This is a genomic window from Gemmatimonadaceae bacterium (assembly GCA_035606695.1).
GTDB lineage: Bacteria > Gemmatimonadota > Gemmatimonadetes > Gemmatimonadales > Gemmatimonadaceae > JAQBQB01.
This window is the reverse complement of sequence record DATNEW010000033.1, coordinates 24,713-37,525: the sequence shown is the minus strand read 5'-3', so window position 1 is coordinate 37,525 and position 12,813 is coordinate 24,713. Positions and strand designations below refer to the sequence as shown.

Annotated in this window: 13 protein-coding genes; 3 read left to right on the top strand and 10 right to left on the bottom strand. The window is 65.6% G+C overall.

Features of this window, described 5'->3' with window-relative positions; genetic code table 11:
• Positions 1-4: 4 nt before the first annotated feature.
• Positions 5-1,492 (top strand): DUF3943 domain-containing protein, encoded by a 1,488-nt coding sequence (locus tag VN706_17740; protein HXT17488.1) that lies wholly within the window; start codon positions 5-7, stop codon positions 1,490-1,492.
• Here VN706_17740 and VN706_17735 read toward each other — a convergent pair.
• From VN706_17735 to VN706_17725, 3 genes are all read right to left on the bottom strand, one after another.
• Positions 1,454-2,737 carry an ATPase domain-containing protein gene (locus VN706_17735; GenBank protein ID HXT17487.1) on the bottom strand — a complete coding sequence of 428 codons (1,284 nt, stop codon included), beginning with the start codon at positions 2,735-2,737 and terminating at the stop codon, positions 1,454-1,456. The two genes, VN706_17740 and VN706_17735, sit on opposite strands and share 39 nt — an antisense overlap.
• Positions 2,703-3,239: a hypothetical protein gene (locus VN706_17730; GenBank protein ID HXT17486.1), complete on the bottom strand. Its 537-nt coding sequence runs from the start codon at positions 3,237-3,239 to the stop codon at positions 2,703-2,705. The genes VN706_17735 and VN706_17730 overlap by 35 nt, the downstream gene beginning before the upstream one ends.
• A gap of 188 nt (positions 3,240-3,427) precedes the next feature.
• Positions 3,428-3,781: a hypothetical protein gene (locus VN706_17725; protein HXT17485.1), complete on the bottom strand. Its 354-nt coding sequence runs from the start codon at positions 3,779-3,781 to the stop codon at positions 3,428-3,430.
• 241 nt (positions 3,782-4,022) lie between these two features.
• Between VN706_17725 and VN706_17720 the strand changes: the two genes are divergently transcribed.
• Positions 4,023-4,490, top strand: coding sequence for a response regulator (locus VN706_17720; GenBank protein ID HXT17484.1), 468 nt, complete (start codon positions 4,023-4,025; stop codon positions 4,488-4,490).
• Positions 4,491-4,494: 4 nt separating this feature from the next.
• The gene (locus VN706_17715) at positions 4,495-5,589 is read left to right on the top strand and encodes an AI-2E family transporter (GenBank protein ID HXT17483.1); all 1,095 of its coding nucleotides are present in this window, start codon (positions 4,495-4,497) and stop codon (positions 5,587-5,589) included.
• 11 nt (positions 5,590-5,600) lie between these two features.
• Here VN706_17715 and VN706_17710 read toward each other — a convergent pair whose 3' ends face one another.
• The 7 genes from VN706_17710 to VN706_17680 all read right to left on the bottom strand — a co-directional run bounded on the left by VN706_17710 (position 5,601) and on the right by VN706_17680 (position 12,734).
• Positions 5,601-6,266 (bottom strand): response regulator transcription factor, encoded by a 666-nt coding sequence (locus VN706_17710; GenBank protein HXT17482.1) that lies wholly within the window; start codon positions 6,264-6,266, stop codon positions 5,601-5,603.
• Positions 6,267-6,804: 538 nt separating this feature from the next.
• The gene (locus VN706_17705) at positions 6,805-7,554 is read right to left on the bottom strand and encodes a L,D-transpeptidase (GenBank protein ID HXT17481.1); all 750 of its coding nucleotides are present in this window, start codon (positions 7,552-7,554) and stop codon (positions 6,805-6,807) included.
• 90 nt (positions 7,555-7,644) lie between these two features.
• Entirely contained in the window at positions 7,645-7,854 is a 210-nt protein-coding gene (locus VN706_17700; protein ID HXT17480.1) for a hypothetical protein, read from the bottom strand.
• A 327-nt stretch (positions 7,855-8,181) separates the two neighbouring features.
• Entirely contained in the window at positions 8,182-8,424 is a 243-nt protein-coding gene (locus VN706_17695; protein ID HXT17479.1) for a hypothetical protein, read from the bottom strand.
• 477 nt (positions 8,425-8,901) lie between these two features.
• The gene (locus VN706_17690; protein HXT17478.1) at positions 8,902-11,592 is read right to left on the bottom strand and encodes an ABC transporter permease; all 2,691 of its coding nucleotides are present in this window, start codon (positions 11,590-11,592) and stop codon (positions 8,902-8,904) included.
• Positions 11,593-12,198: 606 nt separating this feature from the next.
• Complete coding sequence (locus tag VN706_17685) at positions 12,199-12,387, bottom strand: hypothetical protein (protein HXT17477.1); 189 nt, start codon at positions 12,385-12,387, stop codon at positions 12,199-12,201.
• Between the two features lie 8 nt (positions 12,388-12,395).
• Positions 12,396-12,734: a hypothetical protein gene (locus VN706_17680; protein HXT17476.1), complete on the bottom strand. Its 339-nt coding sequence runs from the start codon at positions 12,732-12,734 to the stop codon at positions 12,396-12,398.
• Between the last annotated feature and the right edge of the window lie 79 nt (positions 12,735-12,813).

The following is a 12,813-nucleotide window of genomic DNA, read 5'->3' as shown; positions in this document are numbered from 1 at the left end:
CCGCATGACGAGCCTTTCATCAGCGTTCTATCAATCCTCTCCTGGAGCGGGACTGGTCCTGCGATCGCTCGTGTGGTTCGCCGCGCTCGTCACGGCTGGCACGCGTTTCGCCGCGGCGCAGGCGGGCGCGTCGGCCGATACCACGGGCGGCAAGAGCAACGTACTTCCCGTCGTCGAGATCGCGAGCTTCCTCACCGTCCTCAGCGTCTACGATCGCGTTGCGTACGCGAACGAGATGCAGGACGGCAAGCGCGTGTACAGCGCGACGTTCGCGAGCACGTGGGACCATCTCCGCACGCAGCGCTGGGTGCACGACCAGGATCCGTTCAACGTCAATCAATTCGAGCATCCCTATCAGGGCGCGATGATGTATGGTCTGGCGCGCTCGAGCGGCCACACGTTCTGGACGTCGCTCGCGCACGCCAACATCGGCAGCTTCATCTGGAAGATGGCCGGCGAGACCGATCCGCCGTCGATCAACGACATGATCACGACGGGCCAAGCGGGAAGCCTGCTTGGCGAAGCGCTCTATCGCGTGGCGGATCTCGTGCTCAAGGATCGGCCGGCGGGTGGCGGCAAGGCGCCGCGTTGGCACGACTTCGTCGCCGACGCGATCTCGCAGCCGCGCGCGGTGAATCGCCGCGTGTTCGGCGAGCGGTTTCGCGCCGAATTGCCCGACAGCACGCCGGCAACGTCGTGGCAGGTGCGATTGGGCGCATCGCTCGACGCCGTCGCGCACAATACCGCCGTGCCCGGAACGCTGCTCAATCGCGGCGCGACGGCGGAGGTCTGGGCGTCGTACGGCCTGCCGGGAAAACCGGGCTATGCGTACACGCGTCCGCTCGACTACTTCGACTTGCAGATGTCGCTCTTGTCCAACTCGAGCAACCCCATCGAGAACGTGATGATTCGCGGCCTGCTCAAGGGCGCGCCGACGAAGGAGACGCCGACGTCGCGCGGCGTGTGGGGAGTGTATGGAACGTACGACTACATCTCGCCGTTCCTGTTTCGTGTGTCGAGCACCGCGGCGTCGCTCGGCACGACGCGCCAGTACTGGCTCACGCCCGCGCTCGCGATGCAGGGCACGGCGCTCGGCGGCGTGGGGTATGGCGCCGCGGGCTCGACGACGATCATTCCCAGCACGCCGACCAACGCCGCCATTCGCGACTACCATTTTGGCGTGACGCCGCAAGCGCTCGTGACACTGCGGTTCATTGCCGGCGATCGGCTGATGCTTGATATGGCCGCACGCGAGTACTACGTGAGCGGCTTGGGCTCCGACGACGTCCACGGGTCCGAGACGATCTTCCGCGGCAACATCGGCTTCAACGTGCGGTTCGTCGGGGGGCACGCGCTCGGCGTGCGGTTCGTCGAATCGACGCGCGACGCGCGGTACGGGAAGTTGCCGAACCTCACGTCGTCGGAGGGCGCGTTCACCATCGCGTACACGTTCCTAGGCGCCGACCGGTTCGGCGCCGTGAAGTGGCGCTGATCCTGTCAGCGTCGGGATGCCGGTGGTGATTCCGTGGTACTGCGTGAGCGACTCGCCGATGACGGCGCCCGTCGCCGTGAGCCGATAAGTGCGGAAATCGGTGGCGTGCTCGCTACCGCGCATCTTCACCACCGACAGGACCTTTTGCAGCGCGCCGCCGATCTCGACGTAGCGCTGCACGAGGATGTCGTCGGTGATGAACGACACGCGCTCCTGCGTGAAACGGCCGCCCGGGTGCGCATCGATCACCTCGTCCGTCATGAGGACCGTCACCCCCGTGACCGTGAGCGCCCCGACGAGCCGGTATAATGATTCTCTAAAGTCGGCGCGATACGTCGGCGCGAGGGCCACCTCGAAGCCGGACAGCGAGTCGATGACGACCCGCGTGGCGCCGACGCGCTGCACGGCACGCTGGATCTCGGCCAGCATCTCGTCGACGGACAAATCCAGCGGACGCAAATAGGTGACGACCAACCGCCCGATGTCGATCATGTGATCCAAATCGGCCGACACCGTTTTGGCGCGCGTCAGATACGCGTCCGGATACTCCTCGAACACGGCGACGACGCATGCTTCGCCGTCGACCAAGCCTTGCGCGACGAAATGCGTGGCGAAGGTCGTCTTGCCGCTGCCCGCCGGCCCCGTGAGCAGCACCACGTAGCCGGCGGGAATGCCGCCGCCGGTCATTTCATCGAGTCCGGGCACGCCCGTGCCGAGACGAACGGCGGGCTCCATGCGGCGCGGGCGCTCCTGCTCGGGGATGCGCGGAAACACCTGCACGCCCGCGGCGCTCACGCGGAACGTGTGTAATCCCGGCATCGGGCCTCGACCGCGCACTTTGACCGCGCGCAGTTTGCGCGTCGCCGAATTCCGGTCCACGTCTTCCGACAACCACAGAATCGTATCGGCGATGGTGAACACCGGCTGGCGCTGTTCGGTGTCCGAATACTCGCCGATCAGGAACGACGTCACTTCCCGCGTCGTGAGTTGTTGCGCGAGACGGTTCACGAAGTGCGCCATCTCGAGCGAGCCGTCGAGCTCGCCGGCTCGATGTCCGCCGACGATGGTGCGGAATGAATCCACGGCGACGAACGCGGGCTCGGACGCCGCGACCTCGGTGACGACGCGCTCGAGCACCGCGTCCAAGTTGCCGCTCGCCGCCTCGACGGCGAGGTTGACGAACCGCACCGATGCCGGAACACGCGCGGCATCAAAGAACTCGAATTGCCGCTGGTAGCGAAGCATCTTTACGGTCGGCTCCCCCAACACCGTGAAGTAGAGCGCGCTCCGCTCGGCCGGCGTGCAGGATCGCGAGGTTCTCGGGGCTGTGCGCCGCCGCGGCAAGCGCCGCGTCCACGTCCACGTCCTCGACGAGTACGATCGGTTTCCCTGTAGCCATCACGGCGGGATATCCGAACGGGTCGTCGTCCCGCGGAGCCCGCTGGTCGTTGAGCAACGTGGCGATCGCCTGATCGGCCGCGTCGGCGCGTGGAATCGCGAGGCGAATGAGTCGCCCGTCAGACTCCGCCAAATCGACGATCGCCCACGAGTCCGCGCCCGGCAGGCAGACCCCGGACAGCGTCTTGCGCATCTCCGATTCGTCGAGCGATGCAGCCAGTCGTTCCTGTAAGCCCGCCAAATAGTCGAGTCGAGCGGACCGGCGCTCGGCGGCATCGGCACGATCGGTTTCAGCGAGCGCCGCGGAAATCAACCGGCCGGCAATGGTCTGCTCGGTGTACGCCGTCACGCGGTCTGCCGAGCCGCGTCACTTCCCGCCGTCGCGTTGATCGTAAGGCGCACCGCTCCTTCACATCGATATCGTCCCGCGCCTATGAACACTATGCTCGGTCGGCTCGACTTGGTATCGCGCGAACGGGTAAATAAAGAATCAGCGCCGGGAGCGCGATTATTCGGCGAGCGACATGCCGGTCGGCGTCAAGAGTCTACCTGTGGGATGGCCAGTGCGAAGGTCGCGGCCTCGAGCACTTGCGCACGAACCGGCATCCATCGGAGCTGGCCGGACAGGAGCGACGGGCGGTCGGCGCCGCACGCCCGCCCCGTGTCCTCGACGACCGCGCCCAGAAAGGCGAGAACGGCCGGATCATCGAGGCCGCCGCATCGGAGCTCGTGGCTCGCGTCGCCGACGGCATCGCTGAGCTGCCGGCGCGACATGTGTCGGCGGCCGCGTAGCGCATCGATGAGTGCACGGCCGAATCGGCCGCGCGTGCTCATCGTGAGCCGGTCGGCACGGGAGGAAAGGTCGGGGATGGTAGTGATTGCACGGTTCATGATCGAATGGTAACGCTCGCTGCCTCGGCACCGCTATCGCACGAATGGGCGAGACGCGTCACGCACCGCCGACCGGACTGGAGCAGTGCCATCTCGCATGCGGACGCGAGACCACGGGATGCGGTCTAGCCCCTTCGTGCGATTGCGCCGCTCGGCGTCGAATCCTACGCTGCATCGTAGGATCGTCTCGACTCGCCGTTCTCACCCTGCCCGCCACGCCCACGGACGCGGAGTACGCATCATGATGACCCAGGACACGTACACGATCCCGATCACGATTCTCATCTGTGACGACGATGAAGGTGATCGGATGTGCACGCAGCAGGCACTCCAGGACGCGCACATCGTCAACGACCTGCGATTCGTCGAAGATGGCGAGCAGCTGCTCGACTACTTGCAACGCCGCGGCGCGTACGCCGGCGAGACGGGAGCCGCGCCGCGCCCGGGGCTGATTCTGCTCGACCTCGACCTGCCGCGAATGGACGGCCTCGAAACCATCGAGCGGATCAAAGCCGATCCAACGCTCGTCGACATTCCCATGATGATGCTCACGACGTCCCGGCTCGACTCCGACGTCATCGACAGCCATCGACTCGGCGCCAGCTCGTTCATCACGAAGCCGCTGACGTTCTCGGGGTTCGTCGGCGCGATGAACGTGCTCGGGCGGTTCGGCTTTGAGCTGCTGGAATCGCGACCGACGGCGCCGTAAGCGAATGGCGATGCTGCAAGAGGTGCAGAAGCTGCTCGCCGCCGACCTGCCCGCGGGACGCACCCGGCGGTCGTCGCCCATTGCAGTCGTGATTTGCATCGTCGTCGTCATCGCGACGCTCCGATTGGGACGTGCCCTCGCCCTACCGATCGTGATCGCGGTCCTGCTGACCCTCACGTTTCGGGCACCTGTTCGCTGGCTCGCGCGCCACCGCATCCCCGCCCGCCTCGGGGCGGCACTCGTCGTCTTCGGAGTGATTGGACTGGTCGGCGGCGCGACGGCGCTGGTCGCGTCGCCCGCGATGGAGTGGATTGCCTCCGCGCCACGAACCATCCAAACGGTCGAGGCGAAGGTTCGCCGCGTCATGAAGCCCCTCAACGCGCTCGAGCAATCCGCCGACCGTATGCAGCAGGCGGCGGGAACGCCGGGGACAAGGCCGCCGACTATGGTGCAGGTCGTGAGCCCGGGCATGGTGGAGCGCCTCACCACCGGCTCGCTGACGGCCATTCCCGCCACGCTCAGCGTTGTCTTTCTGACGTACTTTCTGCTCGCGAACGACGCGCTCGGCCGGCGAAAGCTCGCCGGTTTGTTGCCTGGCCCGGTCGAGCTCGACCGCCGTGAGCGCCTGCTCGATCAGATCGAGATGGCGGCGTCTCATTTTCTCGTGACGGTGTCACTCGTCAATCTCTGTGTCGGCGTCGCGACCGCGCTCGCTCTCGCGTTGATCGGGGTTCCGAACGCGGTGCTGTGGGGATCGATCGCCGCCGTGTTGAACTTCGTCCCCTACCTTGGCGCGACGGTGACGCTCACGCTCATCACGATCGCGGCCACCGCGAGCATCGACTCGCTACCCCATGCGCTCGTCGCGCCCGCCGTGTTTCTCGCGATTCACCTCACGGAGAGCAACGTCGTGACGCCGTTCGCGTTGGGACGCCACCTCCCGCTGAATACGGTCGCGATCTTTCTCGGCCTGTTGTTCTTCGGGTGGATGTGGGGAATTCCCGGGGCCGTGCTCGCCGTGCCGCTCACGGTCTGCGTTCGCCTCGTGTGCGATTATGTCCCGGCGCTCGGGCACGTGGGCGAGCTACTCGACAACTGAATCGGACGCCGTCACGCGCCGTCCCGGCGAAGGTACGCGGCGATCTGCAGCCGAGTGTGCAGCGCCAGCTTGTCCATCACGTTTCGCACATGACTCTTCACGGTGTGCGACGCGATGTTGAGCCGCTGCGCGATTTCCTTGTTGCTCAGGCCTTCGCCGATCAGCTCGATCACCTCGCGCTCGCGCCGGGTCATGCGCACATCGTCGATGATCCGGGCGGGTTCTGCGGTTTCGACGACCTTCGCGATTTGCGAGAAGAGCGACTGCGTCATGCGCGCGGGCAACACCTTGTCGCCGGCGGCGACGGACCGGATGGTGGCGACGAATTCGTCGAACGTCGCGTCCTTGAGCATGAACCCGCACACGCCCGCATTGACGAACGCCATGGTGTCGTCGCTCATCGGGAGGAGGTCCATGACGATGATCCTGACGGAGGGACACCGCTTCACGAGTGCCGTCGCCACACTCAGGCTGTCATCGTCGGCCAATCCGACGTCGAGGAGCACGACATCCGGCCTCGTTTGTTCGATGAACGCCGGGTCTGCGACGGCGGCGGCGACAACGGTCAAGTCGGGAACGGCGCTCAGCATCGTGGCCAATGCTTCGCGCACGAGTCGATTGTCGTCGACCACCGCCACGGTGATCGTGCGATCGCCGTCAGAAAAAATCGACGTCATGAGCCGCCTCGTGCAGCGTTCAGCGAGCGATGTGTGCCGATCCGCGGTGCGCGGACCGCCACATCAAACATACACGGCTCGACTCACATGTTCACTTCGTTCACTTCGCGGCTACGAGCTCGTCCTCGAGCGTCGACGTGATGGACGTACCAATCGGCACCACCACGTCTCGGTACGCATATCGCACCGCGGCCGCACGCCACGAGCACGGACACCAGCACGAACGCGAACATACTCGAACGAATCAGTCTGAGCATGTCATTCCGCCGTGCGGAGAGAAAAGAGAAAAGTGTTACTACCGATTCACGCAATTCCATGGGCCACGCAGGCCGACGACGCCGCCCCGCGCTGCATCGGTGGTGTGGATAGCGTCGTTGTTGATGGCAAGATGATGACGGGCCATCAGGCATTCCTCGCGACATTCGAGAACTCATACAGCAGCCGTGATATGACTTGGAGCGTACGCGCGGCGGCCTCGGCGCAGCCATCGCCTGAAGGAATGACGCCCGACCTGCTTCTTTCGCGTGATGGCGCGGCGTTAGTAGATGTAGATCCGCGCCCCGACCGGCACGTTGTCGTACAGCCACTTGATATCATCGTCGCCGAGACGGATGCAGCCGTGCGTGGCGGCGGTCCCGATGCTCTGCTTGTCCGGTGTGCCGTGCAACAAGTACCCCTCGCCGAGGTCGAGACGATACCTCCCGAGCGCACCGACGACCCGGCGGTTCTGCGTGCCGATCGGCGGCATGTACAAGGTTTCGTCGAACACGATGTGCTCATCGATTGGTAGCGCGTCGAACGCAATGCTGTCGCTCGACACGCCCACGACGCCATTCTGGATCTCGAGTCGGCGGCCATCCGCGAGCACGATCCCCCGCCCCGCGTCAATCTTCGCGAGCTTGAGATCATTCTCTTCCGCCGTCTGCACGTAGAACCATTCGGGCGGCACCCACACCGGCCCGGAATCTTTCGCGATCACTCGTCGCTCGCCGCGCGGCGTGTCGAACTTCCACTTCTGCCCGCGATAGCGCAGCCTCGTGCCGACGCCGATCGCGACGCTCGACGAACGCACCGTGTCTCCGTCAGCCTCGATCACCCAGAGCCGCCGCTCGGCGAGCGACACGACGATGCGGAATCCCGATGCGTGCTTCGCCATGCGCTCCGCCGCGGCCGGTGAGACTGCCAGCGGCGCCTGCGCGCTGAGACCGCACAGCGCGGCGAGCATGAGCACCAGCGCGATGGCGAGCACCGACTTCGCGCGCGTTCGTCCCGTTCGATGCGTGAACATGAATCCCTCCAGTTCCTTCGAGAAACGAAACGGGGACGGCTCGCGATTCTCGTCAACCATCCCCGCGACGTGCCGTCCGTCGTTGACTGGTTAGAACCAGTTCATCCCGAGGAGGATCGGCACCGCACGCGCCGAGAGCGCATTCGGAGACTTGAAGTCGATCAGGCGTGATTCGACGAACAGCTCCTTGTGGCCGAACGAGAGTGTCGCGCCGGCGCCGCCGTTCCATCCGAGCTGGTTCGCGCTGCTTGGCGCCGAGGTGTTCGTCGGACCCGTGCCGCAGCAGACATCCGCGCGCATATCCATTTGCAGGTTTCGATACGACGCGTAGGTGAGGCCGCCGACGCCAACAACCCGAAGCGCGGTGAGAGGCCGAGAAGGTGCGTCAGCACCGGAAGCGCGAGACGCAGATCCGCGTTGCCCGTAAGCAGCTGTCCGTTGACATGTGCCTGCGCGTATGCCGCGTCCTGGCCAAAGCGCGCGTAGTTCATGTCGACTCTGATGCCGAGCGGCACCCCGGGAACGTTCCATCCCAGCTGCACCTGCCCGCCCATACCGGCGTTATTCGCTTGAAAGAGTGAGCCGGTCGGCGATGTCGTCCCCGCCGCGAGGCCGAAGTAGAGCCCATCAAGCACGCGCACTATGGAGGGCGCCGGCATCGGCGCGCGTTCGGTACACGGTGACGGTGTCGCGGCGAGCGACTACGACCTCGGCGCCCGGACCGGTCTCTTTGGTGATGTGAATCCGCTGCGCCGACGTGGCCTTCATCTTCGTGGAGTCGGGAGCGCCTTGCGCGTGGAGCATCGGTGCGGAGGCGAACACGGTCAATGCCGTGGTGACGATCCAGCGTGCTGACGTCGAATGTGACATGAATCCCTCCGGGATTCGGGGAAGTGCTGCCTCGCACGCATGGTAGCCCTCATCGGGGACCGGAAACCATCACACCTAAGGAGTAATCCTGTTGGGAGACGATCAACCGGACGCTCGCGTTGGTCGTCCGTTACAGCGTTCGACTGCGCGAAGCAACGGGCCGATCACGGACTTGGTAGTTCCGCCACGCCCAACGGTCACCACCGGCTCTCGAACGCGGTTACGGTCCGGGTTGGCGCTCCGACCGGCTAAGAAAATGGCCCGCCGGGATCGGCGGGCCGTTCGGAACAATCGAGGCTCATTGCGGCCAACCTCGTTCTCCTCAAACGCTCTCGTCGCGAAGCGTCGATGGATCCCGAGAGTATTGTCGCCGTCTGCGTTCGCGGCCCGCCGTAGCGCCCTAGTTGACGGCGGACGCGGGTTGATCACCGAGATAGCCCGCCGTCGAATCGAACGAAGGTGAGCGTCGCTTGTAGTTCAATCGACCCGCGTCGCTGATAATGGGTCCACGCGTGATGCACGTCGCGCCGGAATCCAAACCGCAAGCAGTGCGGCGCTCGCAAGAATCGCGACGACTCCGGCGTACGTGCCGGGGTCGAACGGCGAGAGGTCGAACAGCAACGCCCGTAACACTCGCGTCGTCGCGAGGGCACCGGCGATCCCGAGGGCACTGCCGATTGCTACGAGGGCCGCGCCTTCGCCTACGATGAGTCGCTGCACCCGCGCGCCATCCGCCCCCAACGCAATGCGAATTCCAATTTCGCGAGTGCGCGTCGCGACCGCCAACGACATGACTCCGTAGATGCCGATTGCAGCAAGCAGCAGGGCCGTGATCGCGAACAACGTCAACAGCACGGCACTGAAGCGCGCCCGTGCCGTGGCGTCGGCCGCGCGGTCACGCATCGGCCGCATATCTGACAGGACCGAGGAGGGCGCGACAGCGCGAATCGCGCGGCGCACCGCTCCACCGAGCGACGACGGATCGACCGTCGCGCGAACGAAGAGCGTCATATCCGTGAACGGCGACTGGTAGACCGACGCGTAGACGCTCGCGGTGGCCGCGGAGTCCGCGCGCCGGCGCACGTCGCCGACGACACCGATCACTTCGGCGTCCTTCAGGCCGCCCATCCCAAGCTCGATGTGCTTTCCAATCGGATCCTCGTTCGGCCAGAATTTTCGAACGGCCGCTTCGTTCACGACTACCACCTGCTGCGTGCCTGCGCGGTCCGCCGCACTGAAGATGCGGCCGCGTTCGAGCGGAACGCGCATCGTCGCGAACCATGTGGGCGATGCCCAGTCTATGCCCACGCTCGGGCTGTTTGCGATATCCACCTCGCGGCGGTCGAGGAAGCGGATGTTGGTCGAGTTGCACGCTCCGGCGAGCGGCGGGCAGTTGTTGAGTGACGCGTCGGCAACGCCCGGCAGGGCCGCGATGCGCTCGAGAACTTCCGTGAAGAGCGGAGGCACCGATTCGCGTTTGACCGTGTCGCCGGCGACGCTGAGGCGAACGGTGAGCACGTCGTGCCCGTCGAATCCCGTATCCACCGAAAGCAACTTGCCGAGGCTTCGGATCATCAAACCCGAACCGGCAAGCAGGATGAGAGCAAGCGCGAACTCCGCGATCACCAATACGCGCCGCCCGACCAGCGCGTGACCGGCGCCGCGCTTCGCCTCGGAGGCGCCAGCCTTCAGCGCATCCGCGAGAGAGGAATGCGTTATGGGGATTGCAGGAGCAAGTCCGAAGGCGGCGCCAATGACGAGCGCAACGCCGAAGGCGAACGCCAGCGCAACCCAATCCAAAGAGATTGAGGACATTGTGATCGCACCGACCGCGCCGGGCCGGTCGACACGGAGAATCGTCGCCGGGTTCAGGGACGAGAGTGCGCGCACGCCGAACCACGCGACCAGCGCGCCGCCCGCGCCGCCAAGGAGTGCGAGGAGCAATCCCTCCGTGAGCAGAAGGCGCACAACGCGCGTGCGATTCGCGCCCATCGCGAAGCGGATAGCCATTTCGCGCTGCCGTGCTCGAGCGCGGCCCAGGAGCAGGTTGCCAACATTGGCGCAGGTGATCAACAGCACGAGCGCGACTGCGGCGAAGAGCACCAGCACGGAGCGTCTGACGAGCGGAGCGACACGCGCGTTGTCGAGCGGCTCCGAAGCCGCGCCCCACTTCACCTTGTCCCAGTCGTTGGGATGAGCGTCGTTCACTACAACGCCAAGCCGCTTGACCTCCGCGGTGGCTTGCGGGGTGGCGACACCCGCCGCGCGACGCGCGACAAGCCAGAAGCTGTGCGACTGTGCGGTGAGTCTCGTCGCCGGCTGGACCGTGATGGGGACGAAGATGTCGGCTTGCCCGGTCAGGCCGCGGAAGCCGGGTGGTGTGACGCCGATGATCACGAACGGATCTCGGTTCAGGTCAATCGTCTTCCCAATGACCAGAGAGTCGCCGTTGAAGCGGCGCACCCAAAACTCATATGAAAGAATCGTCACTCCGGACACGCCGAACTGCGTGTCGAGATCGCGATCGAAGTCATGGCCCAAGACGGGCGCAATCCCCAACGTGCGAAGGTAGCTGGCGCTGACGGACTCCGCCCCGATGCTCTCCGCCGTTCCGCTCGTCACTCGGAACCGGTCCGGCCCGTAGAGCGCGAGCTCGGAGAACACTCGTTGTGCGGCCCGGAACGTGAGGAACTTGGGATACGACCAGACCGACTGGTCGTCAGCGGGCCGGTCGCCTCGCGGCGGTTTCACCAATGTGACTTTCATCAACTCGTCGGGCGCCGCGTACGGCAGGGAGCGAAACAAGAGCGCGTTCGTCGCGCTGAAGAGGGCCGTTGTCGCGCCGATGCCGAGGGCAAGCGAGAGTACGGCGACGGCCGTGAGCGCCGGCCTCCGCATGAGCCCCCTCACGGCGAAGCGAAGGTCCTGCGCGCGCTGTTCGAGGCCGATCATTCCCCACATGTCGTGACTCTCTTGCTGGATGGTGGTCCGGTTGCCGAACCTGCGGCGCGCCGCCAGTCGCGCTTCACCTTCGGCCACGCCGGCGCGTTGGAGCGACTCCGCGCGCATCGCGACGTGGAGCCGCATCTCCTCTTCGAGATCGGCCGCCATTCGGTCTCGGCGCAGGAGAAACACGAGGCGCCGCCAGAACTCACCAGGGAACGACATCGGTCAAGCGGGGCGGAGGATGCGGACGATGGCGGCTGAGACAGTCGTGTAGTCCACGACCTTGCGGTTGAACTGCCGCCGCCCGGCGGGCCTGAGTCGGGAGGGCCGGGCGCGGCGGCTGTCCGCCGTGCGGCCCCATGTCCCGCGAATCCAACCTTTGATGAGCATTCGCTGAAGTGCCGGATACAACGAACCGTCCTCGACAGGCAGCACGTCCGGGGAGGCCCGCTGAACGGCCCCAGCGATCTCGACTCCGTGTAGGGCATCACCGCGTGTGAGCGTGCCGAGAATCAGCATGTCCAGTGTTCCTGGGGCGGGATTTCGTGGCGCGGGCGCGTCATGACATAGATAGGCTATGTTACGGTCCGCCGTGCGTGTCAAGTGACATTGCAGTCGTCGCGTTCCCCGGTGGGTCGAACCGATCGGCGAAGGTTTGCCTGACGCGCGCCGGCACTGGCCCCGGAAGCCCGGACAACGCATTTGGACGTCGTCGGTCCGACCTCGCGAGATCCTCGCATGCTCACGAGGAATGCGAGAACTCTAAATCGCGCATCGTCATGCGTTTGCGCCGATCGAACCGGCGACAAATCGCCGAGCGACAGTGGATCACGGGTCGGGGCCGGCGTCCTTCGCGCGGATCGCCGCGGCGAGGATGCTGAAGACGATGACCGGAACGTCATCGAGTGCCGGGTCGCTCCGCACGAGCCGGCACAGGGTCAGTCCGTCGATCGTCCTGTTCAAGAAGAATGATTGCAGCGCTCGAACCCGCCGGTCCCGCTCGACGATCAGGATCACGCCGCTAGCTAGACACGGGCGCGTCCATCCATCCGATCCCCGAGATGTCCGAAGTAGGCTTCGACGCACCACAGGATGACGCGGCGCATGACGGCCTGTTGCTCCATCTTCGACGTCGCCTTCGCCATCGACTTCTCGATCAGCTCCGTGAGCGCGAAGATGACGCGCCCGGGCGACGTTCCGGCGTGATGCTCCTCCCGGACGTACGTCCAGACGCCTCGGCGCAGCATCGATTCGTCGATCGGCCGGGCCGCGAGCGCCGCGCAGATGACCGCCTCGAGATCCTGCGTGTCCTCGAGCTGCGCGAGCGTGCGCGGTTCGACGCGCGGGGTTCGAGACCGACTCATCGAGCCTCCCTGACTGGACGCGAAGACGCTGGCCAGAAAATGGCTCGAGGCGTACCGCGCGCACGAAGCGCGACAGGGA